Genomic DNA, 14,935 nt, shown 5'->3' on the forward strand with positions numbered 1-14,935 from the left:
GTGAAACTTACCTTCTTTTTTTTGAATATTTCTTAAATTAAATTCGCTCATTGAACTACCAGATTCGCTCATTAGGGTCGAAAATTCGCTCATTGAACCCCTAAATTCGCTCATAAGACGCAAAAATTCGCTCATTTAGGGAGTAAGTCGTTAAATTCCTCTATTTTAAAAGTATAATTTTACTCCATTTTATTTTTTCCAATCAAAGTAAAATAATCCGGCCTATTCTGAGCCGGATTTTTAGATTTCAATATTTTTTACACAAGAATAGATCACTACACAAACAAAAATCCTGATGCCTTCATATGGCTCTCAGGATTTTTGTTTAACTATTTAATTAATGTAAACTGCGTTACTTTTAGCGCATCGATATTTATATATGCACCTTTTGCGGCTTTTGTCTTCTTGCCAGTAGCGACAATTTTTATTTTGTGTGTCTTATTGGCGAGGCTTTGCGTTTCAAAAACATTCGCTTTGTATTTGTGGCTAGCGGAGTACAGGTCGATTTGCTTTACTTTTACTCCGTCAATGTAAATATCAGCTTTTCCCATATTCTTATATTTTAGCGCATAAAGTGTGACTCCAGTTCCGGTAAATGAGTATTCAATGGATCCAGAACTTCCTTTGGTTTGATTTAGACTGCGTCCGGAAGCGCTGGAATAGTTCAGCTTCGACCAAGAGCCAGAATATTTAATCGTGGAATCTGTATTTTCAACTAATTTTGTCGTTTGGACCGAAACAGTTATACTGTATTGCCCTGACCCTTTTACAGCAGTGGGAACGATATAATAGAGTCCCGTTTTCCCTGGTTTAAAGACGATCTTTTCAACTGATGCGGTACCATTTGATTTTTTGAAGGAAGACGTACCATAAATAGTAGATGTGCCCATATTAAATAAAGAAAGATCAAAATTGGTACCTGAAGGCCCTGTTAAAGTAATTTCATAGGTTTTGCCCTGATCCAAGCGTTTAGACCAAACGTCATATACGTCTTTGGTGTTAGGATTCAGACTTCCCTTCACCGTCCCTGCCAATGGTAAACTTCCCTTTATATCATCATCATAAACAAATGTGGCAGCTCCTGAAAATGGCGTCTCCATTTTCTCTTTTGTATTAATGACGACCGTGTAGGAATAGGATTTTCCTGGCACTGCAGTAGGATCCGTATAACTTGCGGTAGTTATCGGGTTTGTATTAATTTGTACATAGTCTGCTTTTGAGGACTCTTTGCGATAAATGCTGTAGGATTCCGCCCATGATACAGCTGCCCATGTAATAACAGGAGATTTCTTGTCCTTATCATAGTAGGCTTTTAATGTCACAGGATTACTACTTACGATTAATTTATCAAGATTGATCCCAGAAGCACTTTTTCTCGACGCAGGATCACTATTTCCGGTCCAGACAATTTTGACCGTGTGTCTGCCATAAGATGTATAGTCCTTTTTAAAGATCGTTTGTTTTGCTTTAAATGTACTCGCATACAGGGATGGAGATGCAATTTTAACGCCGTCGATATAAATATCGGCAATTCCTTGTGTAGGATCTTTAAACCCTTGCCACTCAAAGCTGTAGCCAACAAAAGAAAAGCTTAATTCTCCTTTTGAATTAAGGGCCATTGCCGATTCCCCAGAATACTCTGGATTAAATGCTGGCATCCATTCCCCTAAGAATGTCATGGAGTTTGAATCATCCTCATACGATCCTCCAAAATTACCAGTGAATAGCTTGTAGTTGCCTGCACCTTTGTAGGCATAGACATTAACATAATAAATACCTGTTCTAGGAGCAGTAAACTTAATCGATTCATTAGATGTATTTGCATTCTCAGAAAAAGCAATCATTCCACTCGTATTATTTATACTCGTTGTTGAACCGTCATAAACATACAAATCAAAGTCAGTGCCTGAAACGCCATTCAGAGATAGGGATAGTGCTTCACCCTCTTTTAAGGAAAAGGCAAAAACATCGTTTTTATCTGTATTTGCTTCCAAACTATCATTTAATACACTTTTTTCTAACGGAAGTCCCGGAGTTTCATTATCATAAAAGTTATCTAGATTTAATGTGCTCACAAGTCTTCCACTGTTAACTAGACCTTTTAGTGACTCTTGGCTCTTTCCTTTTGTGCTTGTATACAACTTTAGCATTTCAGGAGACATGTTTGGACGTAATCCTAGTAACATAGCAGCTATTCCTGTTGTATGTGGGGTTGCCATAGACGTTCCGCTATAGTAATCATATGCCTGTGAATAATCAGAAACATACTTAGAATTTATAATTGTCCTTGGATCATTGGAAGTTACAAAATCAGCAAAATAGAAAGGTGTATCAAATCGATCCACATCATATTTACTATTTTCATAGATTCCACCAGATAAACCTTCGACATCCAAACCAGGTCCCATATCAGTAAAAACATTTAAATGCAAATAATCCTTAACAAGTGGTGATTTCTCTTGGCCAGATAGTGCATTCTGTCCAGATACCAACAACTTCCCCCCACCAGCTAGGTAAGTTTTTAACAGTTCGTTATCTTTAGAAGTTAATGTTGTACCTTCCTCAGAAAAAAAGCCAAGACCATTTCCTGTAAACCAAATGACCCCATCGTAGGATGATAAGTCACTACTATTCAGGTTATCAGATAAAGATGAATCGGAGCTAACCGTAACCGTTTTTATTGAAGAATGATTAGCCAATAGTTTTTGATAAATTGGCAAATAGTTTTTAAATAGGGCGCGCAGTTCAGGCTCGTCCTTGAATAAGTCTGCAAGATCACTTTCATCATCTTGGACAAGCAGAATGTTACTGGACGAATCCATCAATTCTAAATAACTTAATGCTTTGTCAAAAGCGTCTTGCCTTTGTGTCTCGGAAATTTTTTCATACCCAATGCCATCAAAAATCGCTTTATAATTGTCCCCAGCAATTTGTGCGGATGCTCCTGGCTGGTTAATATTCAATGCTTTTGTCAACTCATCCAGTGGGAATTTAGGAACGGTACTTAAAATGTCCACTCCAGGTGCAGCCACATCAACAGAATTGTAGCCATAATTGGAGAATGGTGCTAGTTTACCCTTGTTATCAACTGCTGCAACTGCTAATATATTTGCACTTTCAAAGCTAGCAGGATAAGCTCCGCCCTCATCATTATCCATTCCATCATTTCCGGCAGCGGCGACAAATAAACTACCACTATTTGCGATTGCTTCTTCTAGTAAAGGGTCATATTCTTCTCCGCCCCAACTGTTATTCGTTATTTTTATGCCCATCGTTTTTGCATACGCAATAGCATCGATGGCATCTGCTGTTGTTCCCCCGTCAGGACCTAAAAATTTTATCGGTAAAATTTTCACGTTTGGGGCCACACCGATGACACCTTTATTTTCACTTATACTTGCTCCTTCTGCGGCCGCAGCAATGGTTCCTGAGACATGTGTACCGTGCTCATCCCCTTCTAGTGCATCATAAACAGTGTTATCATCATTATAAAAATCCCAGCCATGGATATCGTCAATATAACCATTGTGGTCATCGTCGATATTATTGCCAGGTATTTCTTTTGTGTTAGTCCAAATTTTCCCCTCTAAATCAGGATGATTGATATCAACGCCCGTATCAATGACACCGACAACCACTTCTGGCAGGGTTGAACTAAATTTGTCCCATCCTTCTGGTGCATCTACATCCTTATCTGCTAATCCATTAATCTCTTTGATAACTTGTCCGGTATTGTCCAAGCCCCATAATTGATCATAATAGTTAGGAGTGTTGTTGATATCAGAAGGATTATATTTGTAGTTAGGTTGGACGGATTCAATTGTTGAATCTTTTTTTAGTGAACTTATGTAATCACTCGTACTTTGACCAGTAGGAATTTTTACAACCTCTGCATTTAAAGATTTTAATTTCTTCGTCGATTTTAATGAAAATTTCTTTTGAAGTGTACTAATTTCTCCAGAAGTCACTTTTTTCTTATATTTAATAATCAATTCGCCTGTTTGAAATTTATTCTTACTTTGTGATTCTTCATTATTCAATTTTTCCTTGATCTCTGTTACTAGGTTATTTTGTGTCTTCCTGTTAATAGAAACCTTTTTATTCTCTGTTTTTACTTCTTTCATTTGGCTTTTTCTTAGAATTTTACTAGAGTTAACCTGATTTTCACCAGTTACGACCTTAGTAGTTCCTGATTGTGCAGCCGCCTGCCCTGTTCCTGTGAAAATTGTTGATGCTAACAAAAAGGCAGAAACCGGTAAAGATAAAAGTATTTTTTTCTTCAATTCATGCACCTCTTTTTTACTAGATTTATAGAAAATATTATCTATACTAGAAGAATTATACAATAATAGTTCGCGAATAAATAGTACCTAAATCACACGACAAATTTCGCTTTTTTTATTAGTGTTAAATAAAAAAACGGCCCCATCGCTGAGCCAGATTTCTTACGTCTGCTTTTCTTCTAACCTCCGGGCAACTAGTGACAAGGCGTAATTCACGATAAAGTACATGAGCGCCATGATGATAAAAACAGGTATCACAAACGATCCTTTTTGTGCATAGATAATTTGTCCATTGTGCAATAAATCTGGCAAGGCAATGACGACAGCTAACGATGTATCTTTGAGTAGTGAAATAAATTGACTGACGATGGGAGGAACCATTCTTCTCAACGCCTGCGGCATGATGATATAACGTAATGTCTGGATGTAGGTCAATCCTGACGCCCGTCCTGCCTCAATTTGACCTTTTTCAATCGAGTTTAAGCCGCCTCGGATAATCTCTGATAACATTGCAGATTCAAATACCGTCAAAGCGGCAATCGCCGCAGAGGTTACTTCCATTTCAATTCCGATTTCAGGCAAGGCAAAATAAGTAAAGAAAATGATGAGCAGCAAGGGAAGATTCCGAATCGTCTCCACAACCAGGGCCAATAATTGAGAAACAAAGGGAATGCGCGCATATCGGAGTGTGCCAATGAGACCACCAAACAGAAAGCTGAGCACAATCGAAATGGCGGCTACTTTTAAAGTGACCCAAAATCCGTCCAGCAAAAATTTAAAATGGTCCAAGGTATATACTTCGACGAACGGTGCTAGAAAATCCATCTCTGCACCTCCTTAATTACTTCGAGCCATGTGTTTTTCTAAAAATCCTACACCTATACTTAACGGGACCGTCAAAATCAAATAAAATAAGGCAACGAAAACATACGTATCAAAGGTTACATATGTTTTTGCCGAAATTAAATCCCCTTGATACATTAAATCCCCACCCGCTACGACTGCCAGCAAAGATGAATTTTTCACTAGATTGATAAATTGGTTACCAAGGGAAGGGATAACAATTTTAATAGCTTGCGGAAGAATCACCATTCTCATCGCCTGACCATAACTTAAACCTGTTGAACGGGCAGCTTCCATTTGCCCTTTAGGAACTGACATGATTCCCGCCCGAATCGCTTCGGCAATGAAAGCCGCAGTATAAATCGTCAGTCCGATCGTTCCTGCAGTCAACCCGCCAAAATTTCCAGCTAGGTAAGTGAAAAAGATTATCACCAACACGGGGATATTACGGATAAATTCTACATATGCCGTACCTAGCCAGTTAAGAAATTTGACTGGTGCCATCCGCAGAACTGCAATCAGTGTACCTAAAATGAAACTGGATAATAAAGCGATTAAACTGGAAATAATCGTTATTTTTAATCCTTGCAAAAATGCATCGATATTATCTGTTAGAATCGCGAAATCCACAATCGATCTCCTCCTCATAAAACAGGACGAGCAGGCCCGTCATTTGCCTACGGACAACTGCTCATCCTGACGAGAAACAAGGTATATGTGATTAATTTTTAATCCATTTATTCTTGATTTCATCGTACTTGCCTGAATCCTTAAGACTTTTCAATGCTTTATTCAATTCATCGACAAGAGCTTTATTGCCTTTTTTCACAGCGATTCCGTATGGCTCTTCTGTAAATGTACCGCCCACTAGTCCATAAGAAGGATCTTCTTCGGCCATTCCATAAAGGATAGCATCATCCGTTGTCAGGGCATCCCCTTTACCTGCCTTTAAAGCGGTAAAAGCTTCCGCATAATTTTCGAATTCAAGGACCGTAGTTTCAGGAGCTTTCTCACGTATATTGATCGTAGAGGTCGACCCTTTTACTGCAAGAACCTTGGTTCCTTTCTTCAAGTCTTTAATACTCTGAATTTTGCTTCCTTTTTTCACCAGCAAGGATTGCCCAGCATCAAAATAAACATCGGTAAAATCGACTTCCTTTTTCCGTTCCTCCGTGATGGTCATCGTAGCGACAACTGCATCCACCTTCCCATTATTTAGGAGTCCTACCCGAGTTTTCGATGTCACCTCTACGTACTCAGGCTTTACATCTTTGCCAAACATTTCTTCGGCGAGTGCTTTAGACAGATCAATATCAAACCCTTCGACCTCACCCGTTGAAGGATTTTTTAAACCAAATAAACGAGTGTCATGTTTTACGCCAAAGACAATCTTTTTCTCTTCTTTAATCTGGGCAAGGACATCCTTGCTGTTCCCTTTAGAGTCCTTGTCCCCACCGCAGCCAGCGAGAATTAAGGCTGCCATTGTCGTTACCAACGCCATTTTCACGAAGTTTTTTGTTTTAAACATTCCTTTACCTCCAATTAATGATTTAAGATACGACTGAGGAATAAGCGCGCCCGTTCTTCACGCGGATGAGCATAAAATTCAGCCGGAACTGCTTCTTCTAAAATTCGCCCTTCATCCATAAATACGATTCGATCTGCTACCTCTCTGGCAAAGCCCATTTCGTGGGTTACAACGACCATCGTCATGCCTTCCTTGGCGAGGGCTTTCATGACATCCAAGACCTCTCCAATCATTTCAGGATCCAGTGCCGAAGTGGGTTCATCGAAAAGCATAATTTCCGGGTTCATTGCAAGGCCGCGCGCGATGGCTACACGCTGCTGTTGACCTCCGGAAAGTTGGGAAGGATAAGCTTCAGCCTTATCTAATATCCCTACCTTATTAAGGTAATATCTGGCTGTATCTGTTGCTTCCTTTTCGGATTGGCCCAGTACTTTCATAGGAGCCAGCGTGATATTTTTAAGTACTGTTTTGTGGGGATATAAATTAAAATGCTGAAATACCATGCCAATATTTCGCCTTAATTGATTGATATCAGTTTTTTTATCCCCTACGGATATTCCATTCACAGTAAGAGTCCCGGCCGAGATGGATTCAAGTTGATTGATACAACGGAGCAATGTACTCTTGCCTGAACCGGAAGGTCCAATTACCACCACTACTTCCCCTTGATAGATTGTTAGGTTAATATCTTTTAAAACATGAAAATTCCCATAAAACTTATTTACCTGCTTAAATTCGATCATTCTTGACCTCCTCAACTTAAAACTAAATAAATATGGCAATTTTCAGGATTACTTACATGTTATTCAGACCTTGTCCCATTCAAACCGCGACGATTGTCTCGTTTTAGGGATAGTCATAAAGACGGATAAAGTGAAAAAGGTGTCAGGCACCATGTGAATTCTTCACATATGGTGCCTGACACCCTTTACTTTTTATACCGATAACCAACATAAAGAACTATAAACCAAACTGGTGCTACCATTAATGCTACTCGCATTTCCTCTATAAAGGCCATTAAAACGATGACAATTGCTAAGAAAGCAAGGGCTAGGTAGGATGAAGCTGGATAAAGCGGCATTTTAAATGCTAGTTTTTTAACTTCTTCTTTTGTTTTAAATTGTCTGAACTTGATTTGTGTAACCAAAATAATGGTCCAACTTGTAATAACCGCAACGGTTGCTACAGAAGAAATATACATAAATACCTTTTCCGGAACAATATAATTTAAAAATACCGCCACTAGTAAAAATGAGGATGAAAATAAAATTCCACGTCTTGGTGTAGAATGCTTGTTTAGCTTTCCAAAATATTTCGGACCGTTATTTTGAAGTGATAAATTGTAAAGCATTCTACCTGTACTGAAAAGGCCACTATTAAAAGCTGACAATGCTGCAGTTAACACAACAAAATTAATAATATGGGCTGCTCCAGGAATTCCAACTTTATCAAAAATCAATACAAACGGGCTGCCGTTCGTACCTACTTCATTCCAAGGATATAAACACATCATGATTCCTAATGCAGCAATATAAAAAATTAAAATCCTCCAGACCACATTGTTGATGGCTGATGGAATCGATTTTCGAGGGTTTTTAGCTTCACCTGCTGTTATTCCGACTAATTCTACTCCGCCAAATGAAAACATTACTAGAACCAATGACATTAAAATACCTTCCATACCATTTGGCATAAATCCGCCATGAGCCCAGAGATTGTTAAATCCGATTGGTTGGCCTTCGTTGCCGATACCTAAGAGGATCATTCCTAAACCAACCACAATCATTCCAATAATAGCCACAACTTTGATCATCGCGAACCAGAATTCAAACTCCCCGAATGCTTTTACACTAGTAAGATTTATCATAGTAATAACCACTAGTGTAGCTAATGCAGTTACCCATTGTGGAATATCAGGGAACCAGTAGTTCACATACACACCAACAACTGTAATTTCTGCCATCCCAACGACAACCCACATAAACCAATAGGTCCACCCTGTTAAGTAACCTGCAAACGGTCCTAAATAACGATTCGCATAGGAACTAAATGAACCGGAAACGGGCTCATCTACAGCCATTTCACCTAATGCCCTCATAATAGTGAAAATAACTAAGCCTCCAATTAAGTAGGAGATTAAAATTGACGGTCCAGCCATCTGAATCGTTGCACTTGAACCATAAAACAAACCAACGCCAATGGCCCCTCCTAGTGCTATTAACTGGATATGCCTGTTGTCTAGACCTCGTTGTAATTTTTCACCTTCGTGATTTTTGCCCACACCATGATTCCACCCTTCTTAATTATTCTTTTAGAATAACTAAGTTAGATATCCCTTTCCACATGAAAGAATATTCATATAAATCAAATTTCTCCTTATACTTCTATTACACAATAATAAATCTTAAGTAAAATATTCCTCTACTTCGTAAAATTGGGTTGAATATGTCATTTTTACAGGAATAATGTCATAAAACTATTTTACCTGTAATGTTGTTCATCAAACTAAAAAGAAATGTAACAGAGGTGTTCTGTTAATCGTGTACTAGTACATGATAAAGTGGGAACATACGAAATTACAGGAGGTAGCAACATGAAAAACAATTATATGAAGAAATTAATTGTAGCTAGTGTAGCTACATTTGCATTTATAGGGTTACAAAACAATACGGCGGAAGCTATAACACAATCTCCAGTTGTAAAAGAGGTAAACCTCGAGGAACTTGGACAACAAAATGGATTAAACACTAATAATATAGAACAAGTTAATACTCGTACTGACGATTGGATTGATATAGAAAAAAAATTGCAAAATCCTATTCAACCGAAAGTAGCAGCAAAACACTCATCCAAACCTGATAAAAAAACGCCAAAAAAAGAAAAAGTGAAACCAGCTGTTAAAATTTCTAATAAAGAGAAAGACTTATTTGCCCGATTAGTTAATGCCGAAGCAAAAGGTGAATCCTATGAAGGAAAAGTAGCCGTTGCGACTGTCGTATTAAATCGAGTTGATTCTCCTGATTTCCCAGATACAGTTACAGGTGTAATTAAACAAGTTGTAGGGGATGCCTATGCCTTTTCACCTGTTCAAAATGGTGAAATTAATAAACCAGCTTCAGATGAGTCGAAACGTGCAGTTGAAGACGCGCTAACAAGAAAAGATCGTTTAAATAATTCCATTTATTTCTATAACCCAGAGATTGCAGAAGATGAATGGATTCGTACGCGTACAGTTGTAACGACGATTGGTGATCATGTTTTTGCAAAATAAAGTTTAAAAAGCCGTTGTATGAGAAGTGCCCCCCTTAAGTTGGACTTATAATCCACCGTAGGGGGTTTTTTGCATGGAAAAAAGTATACTTACAGTTGGAGTTATTTAAAGGTTTGCTGCTTTAAAGGTATCGCCTCCCTCGATGGTTCCGTTTTTGAAACCTTTATTGAACCAGCGTTTTCTTTGCTCAGAAGTTCCGTGTGTAAAGCTTTCCGGGACCACATAGCCCTGCGTTTTTTTCTGGATATTATCATCACCCACAGCATTTGCTGCATTTAGTGCCTCTTCCAAGTCGCCTTTTTCTAGGTAGCCCTTCCCTTGTGCGTAGTGGGCCCAAACACCCGCCAAGTAGTCAGCTTGCAATTCAAATCGGACTGAGTACTCATTGGAACGCTTCTGTGCCTGTGAAGCATTGTCTCCAGTATGCAAAAGAGTCTGGACATGGTGACCTACTTCATGGGCAATGACGTACGCCATTGCAAAGTCCCCCGGCGCCTGAAATCTTTGTTTCAGATCCTCATAAAAACTTAAATCAATATAAAGGTTGTGGTCGCCAGGACAATAAAATGGTCCTACAGCCGAACTAGCGGATCCACAGGCAGACTGGACACTGCCAGTGTACAAGACAAGCTTAGGATTCTCGTATTGCAGTCCCTTTTTCTTGAATTCATCTGACCACACATCTTCTGTATCGGCAAGAACAACTGAAACAAAGTCCGCTAATTCCTTCTCTCCGGCAGACTCTTGATAAGGAGGAGGAGCTTGTGTACCCGTATCAGAAGCCTGATTGTTTCCTAAAAGATCACCTGGGTCCCCTCCAAGCAGTGTAAAGAGAAGAACGATTATTATACTGCCTATCCCGCCGCCTATCACGGTTTTGCCGCCCATTCCCATTCCTCGCCGGTCTTCAACGTTGGCGCTTTGTCGTCTTCCTTTCCATTTCATTTTTTTACCTCCTTTAATGAACCATTAACCAATTCTATCTTGTTATACCCACAATTGAGCAGATTAAAAAGGAAAGATTTTGGAAATCATTAACCAAACACGTGCGAATACAAAACAGCCCCCGAATTTCGGGAGCTGTTTTGTATTACTCATTAATCTGCCAGTTTAACTTGGTGCTTGATGAATTCTCCAGCACTGTCCCGCTACTGCAGGACTATTTTAAATATTGAGTTTGGATTCATTACCAATATAATGATCAAGGAACTTAACCATTTCTTTATAGGCAGTAATCTTATTTTTTTGTTTTACGATGGAATGGCCCTCATCTTCGAAGCGTATAAAGTCAACCGTGTGATTTCGTTTCTTTAGTTTATCGACGATTTGCTCAGATTCATTTATGTGAACACGCGGATCGCCTTTCCCGTGAATAACTAATAATGGGGTGGTAATTCGGTCTGAAAAATTCAATGGATCAATACTATCAAAAAATTCTCCATCTTTTTCTATTGTTCCATATTCACTTTCCCTGTGCTTCTTTCGCCATGGACTAGTTGTTTGAAGGAAGGTTCTAAGGCTGGACATTCCTACAATATCAATAGCAGCAGACCAAAGATGCGGGTAGTGACTGATGGCAGCAAGCACCATAAAACCGCCATAACTCCCACCCATGATTGCAATTTTTTTAGAATCTATATTCTTATTCGCCTTTAGCCATTCCACTAAAAAAATGAGATCCTTAACAGCGTCCATTCTTTTTCGAACATCATCCAAATGTGTATACCCTTTTCCATAACCTGTACTTCCCCGAATGTTTGGTGAACACACGGCATAACCCTGGTTTAGAAGGTACTGCTGAACTGGGTTGTATACCGCACGTGCCTGACTCTCCGGACCTCCATGAATGTAAATAACAACTGGATGTTTTTCAGTGGTATCTTTTGGTTTTGAATAAAAGGCAGGAATTTCGAGGTTATCAAAGGAGCGATAGGATATAAGTTCCGGCTCAACTAATTTATGTTCAAGGACTGGGGACCGGGAAACATATGTAAGCCTCTCCGCCTGAATAGTCTTTAGGTCAAGTTCCCATATATCCGAGGGATTTGCCGCCCCCTTAAATACATAAGCTAGTTTTTGGCTATCAGGGGAAAACTTTAGATTTGAAATGACTCCGATTGGAGTTTTCCAGGTATAAAGGTAACTCCGGGTTATGTCTAAAAGTACCCCCTTGGAAGTTCCTCCCTCATTTATTGAATAAGCTAACAAATTTTTATCATTATTCATTGTCAAATCTTCAAAATCCCACTTTCTCTGCTCTAGCCACTCGAGATGTTTGGTTTTTAAATTTATAAGTGCAAGCCCGTAGAATTCTTTGTCTTTATTCGATAATACATATAGATGGTCCCCATCCTTATTAAAATGGGCGTCTCTAAAACCAGCTTCCCCTGTATGTTCTGTTAACCAATTTATTGACCCAGTGGAAAGGTCGATTATGCCCAAATCGTTATCTAAAGGGGAATTTATCCTCTGGACCAAAATGGATTTACCGTCAGGAGACCATTTAACCGCTGAAAATACCCCATCTCCAGCATTCAAAAGACGAATATCCAACGATTCTAGATTTTGAATATGGATATCAAAAAAAGCTGGATTTCGGCGATTACTCGACCAGGCGATCCATTTTCCATCTGGAGAGCTTCCACCATAACGGTGAATATGATCTGGTGAGTTCGTCAACTCAATTAGTTTTCCTTCATCCTTAAGTAAGTACAATTGCTGATTTTCATCCCCGCCAACATCCATACCAATAATCAAGTTAGATTTGCCATTTAGATAGCTGATAAAGGTGATTCTTTCTTTTGTAAAAGAAGTTTGGACAGGCCATCCACCATTCCCTTCCCCTAGATTCAATTCCCAAACTTGTGGCAAACCAGTATAATCAGCGATAAAGCTTAACTTGTGACCAAATGGATCGTAGACTGGATTTTGGGCAAAACGAACATGTAAATACGGTTCTATATCAACGGTCGCCATAAACATCCCCCTTTTCAATTAAGCCATTGTATGACGCACTCAGGAAAATATGTAAAAGAATCATTAAGAAAAATTCATGAATGCCTTTATCCATTACAAGATTCAATCAACTTTACGTCATTCTATCCAATCAATTATATTTAGAAACAATTCATATTATTCTTAAGGGCTGGACTCAATAACCATATTAATTAACTGAAAATTCATAAAAATATAACGCAGATTTAACAATCCTTCTTTAAGCTATAGAAGTAACCAACTAGAGAATTTGGAGGCGAGAAAAGAGTGAGAGAAACATTGAATTGGAACGTATTGAAAAAAGCAGTACCTGCTTTAGTTCTTACGACAACGTTAACTGCGGGCATTGTAATGGCCTCCGGAGAACCGGAGACACCAGGCGTACCCAATAACACCGAGATTACTAAGAACCGTTTCATTCAAGTGCAATTACTCGGCGTAAACGATTTGCACGGACAATTAAACATCACTCGCAAATTTAACCAAAGGGATGTGGGCAGTGTTGAGTATCTAGCTGCCTATTTGAAGCAAAAGAAAGCAGAAAACAAAAATACCCTTTTGGTTCATGCTGGTGACATGGTTGGCGCAAGTGCACCCGTCTCCTCGCTTCTGCAAGACGAACCAACGATTAAAGTATTAAACACAATTGGCTTTGACTTAGGATCCCTTGGAAATCATGAATTTGATCAAGGCGTGAAAGAAATGATGCGGTTGATTCACGGCGGGTTCCACCTCAAAACAGGATTTTTTGAAGGTGCTCAATTCCCCTATATATGTGCTAATGTAATTGATGTAAAAACGCGGAAACCTCTCTTCCCTCCCTATAAAATTATCCGTCTGAATGGCATATCTATCGGATTTATTGGCATTGTATTGAACGAAACACCAACGATGGTTAATTTGAAAGGAATAAAAGGGGTAAAATTCATTGATGAAGTGAAAGCCATTAATAAATCGGTGGCACAACTTAAGAAGCAAGGTGTGAAAGCTATCGTCATACTGGCGCATAATGACGGCAGGCAGTCCACTCCAAACAGTGCTGCTACTGGAGAAATCGTCAAAATGGCCAAAAGGATAGACAATGAAGTAGACGTGATGTTTGCTGGTCATAGCCATACCTATCTTAATACCGAAGTAGATGGAAAGCTGCTTGTTCAAGCTTATTCCTACGGAATGGCGTTCTCCGTCGTCAACTTGAAGATTGATCCAGTAACGAGAGATATCGTGAACAAAAAGGCGGAAATTGTCATTACTTATCAGGACGCTATTAAACCGGATAAGGAAATTAAGGAAATGGTGGAAATGTACGAAGCTGAAGTTGCTTCCTATGTTAAGGAAGTCGTTGGAACGGCTGCAAACGACATTTCCAGCAATCAAAACGAAAACGGTGAATCAGCTTTGGGCAATCTGATTGCCGATTCGCAGCGAAAAGTGATGAATTCTGATTTCTCTTTTATGAACCCAGGTGGAATTCGGGCAGACCTTCATGAAGGAGAAGTAACCATTGAGGATTTGTTAACCATTCAACCGTTTAAACGCAAACTCGTTAAAATGACGTTGACCGGCGACCAAGTCCGCAGCCTTTTAAATCAGCAATGGCAGCCTGGTAAAGTGCGAATGCTGCAAGTTTCCGGTTTAAAATACACTTGGGACGGAACAAAACCTGCGGGAAGTAAAGTGAACGATATTTTCGCAACAGACGGAACCGAACTTGATCCAAAAGCAAGCTACACCGTTACGGTAAACGACTACATGGCGGACGGCGGGGATAATTTCACTGTTTTACTTGAAGGGACAGAAAAAGTCATTGGCCCAGTTGACATAGATGTATTTAAAACTTACTTGAAGCAACTTAAGCAACCGTTTACCTCTTCGAAGGAAGGCCGAATAAAAAAAATTCAATATTTATGCGGTAAGGATTAACATTTAGAACTTCTTACCTACTATAAGCAAATAAAACACTTTAAAAAGAAAAGGAAAACACCAATTAAAACGAATCTAATTGGTATTTTCCTG

At 39.1% G+C, this 14,935-nt stretch carries 10 protein-coding genes; 2 read left to right on the plus strand and 8 right to left on the minus strand.

The genetic code is table 11. The features are described from left to right. Positions 1 to 329: 329 nt before the first annotated feature. From FS608_RS07015 to FS608_RS07040, 6 genes are all read right to left on the minus strand, one after another. Entirely contained in the window at positions 330 to 4,283 is a 3,954-nt protein-coding gene (locus tag FS608_RS07015) for a S8 family serine peptidase (protein ID WP_144548517.1), read from the minus strand. Positions 4,284 to 4,445: 162 nt separating this feature from the next. Next, positions 4,446 to 5,108 carry an amino acid ABC transporter permease gene (locus FS608_RS07020; protein WP_144548518.1) on the minus strand — a complete coding sequence of 221 codons (663 nt, stop codon included), beginning with the start codon at positions 5,106 to 5,108 and terminating at the stop codon, positions 4,446 to 4,448. 12 nt (positions 5,109 to 5,120) lie between these two features. Continuing rightward, complete coding sequence (locus tag FS608_RS07025) at positions 5,121 to 5,759, minus strand: amino acid ABC transporter permease (RefSeq protein WP_144548642.1); 639 nt, start codon at positions 5,757 to 5,759, stop codon at positions 5,121 to 5,123. Between the two features lie 88 nt (positions 5,760 to 5,847). After that, positions 5,848 to 6,654, minus strand: coding sequence for a transporter substrate-binding domain-containing protein (locus tag FS608_RS07030; protein WP_144548519.1), 807 nt, complete (start codon positions 6,652 to 6,654; stop codon positions 5,848 to 5,850). Positions 6,655 to 6,668: 14 nt separating this feature from the next. After that, positions 6,669 to 7,397 (minus strand): amino acid ABC transporter ATP-binding protein, encoded by a 729-nt coding sequence (locus tag FS608_RS07035; protein WP_144548520.1) that lies wholly within the window; start codon positions 7,395 to 7,397, stop codon positions 6,669 to 6,671. A gap of 185 nt (positions 7,398 to 7,582) precedes the next feature. Further along, entirely contained in the window at positions 7,583 to 8,935 is a 1,353-nt protein-coding gene (locus FS608_RS07040; protein WP_144548521.1) for an amino acid permease, read from the minus strand. Positions 8,936 to 9,247: 312 nt separating this feature from the next. On the opposite strand from FS608_RS07040, the gene FS608_RS07045 reads away from it, so the two are divergent. After that, a complete protein-coding gene (locus FS608_RS07045; protein ID WP_144548522.1) occupies positions 9,248 to 9,925 on the plus strand; it encodes a cell wall hydrolase in 678 nt (225 codons plus the stop codon). A gap of 105 nt (positions 9,926 to 10,030) precedes the next feature. On the opposite strand, the gene ypfJ is transcribed toward FS608_RS07045, so the two are convergent. Together ypfJ and FS608_RS07055 are read right to left on the minus strand one after the other, a co-directional pair. Then, a complete protein-coding gene (ypfJ, locus tag FS608_RS07050) occupies positions 10,031 to 10,870 on the minus strand; it encodes a KPN_02809 family neutral zinc metallopeptidase (protein ID WP_144548523.1) in 840 nt (279 codons plus the stop codon). A 219-nt stretch (positions 10,871 to 11,089) separates the two neighbouring features. Further along, positions 11,090 to 12,901, minus strand: a complete 1,812-nt coding sequence (locus FS608_RS07055; protein ID WP_144548524.1) for a S9 family peptidase — start codon at positions 12,899 to 12,901, stop codon at positions 11,090 to 11,092. A 369-nt stretch (positions 12,902 to 13,270) separates the two neighbouring features. On the opposite strand from FS608_RS07055, the gene FS608_RS07060 reads away from it, so the two are divergent. After that, entirely contained in the window at positions 13,271 to 14,842 is a 1,572-nt protein-coding gene (locus tag FS608_RS07060; RefSeq protein ID WP_144548643.1) for a bifunctional metallophosphatase/5'-nucleotidase, read from the plus strand. The last annotated feature ends 93 nt before the right edge of the window (positions 14,843 to 14,935 follow it).

This window comes from Bacillus sp. X1(2014), assembly GCF_007678255.1.

What these genes read in the sequence shown, in the direction of transcription:
- FS608_RS07020 (WP_144548518.1), bottom strand. Translation starts at nt 5,108, where the DNA reads ATGGATTTTCTAGCACCGTTCGTCGAAGTATATACCTTGGACCATTTT.
- FS608_RS07030 (WP_144548519.1), bottom strand. Translation starts at nt 6,654, where the DNA reads ATGTTTAAAACAAAAAACTTCGTGAAAATGGCGTTGGTAACGACAATG.
- FS608_RS07035 (WP_144548520.1), bottom strand. Translation starts at nt 7,397, where the DNA reads ATGATCGAATTTAAGCAGGTAAATAAGTTTTATGGGAATTTTCATGTT.
- FS608_RS07045 (WP_144548522.1), top strand. Translation starts at nt 9,248, where the DNA reads ATGAAAAACAATTATATGAAGAAATTAATTGTAGCTAGTGTAGCTACA.
- ypfJ (WP_144548523.1), bottom strand. Translation starts at nt 10,870, where the DNA reads ATGAAATGGAAAGGAAGACGACAAAGCGCCAACGTTGAAGACCGGCGA.
- FS608_RS07055 (WP_144548524.1), bottom strand. Translation starts at nt 12,901, where the DNA reads ATGGCGACCGTTGATATAGAACCGTATTTACATGTTCGTTTTGCCCAA.
- FS608_RS07060 (WP_144548643.1), top strand. Translation starts at nt 13,271, where the DNA reads ATGGCCTCCGGAGAACCGGAGACACCAGGCGTACCCAATAACACCGAG.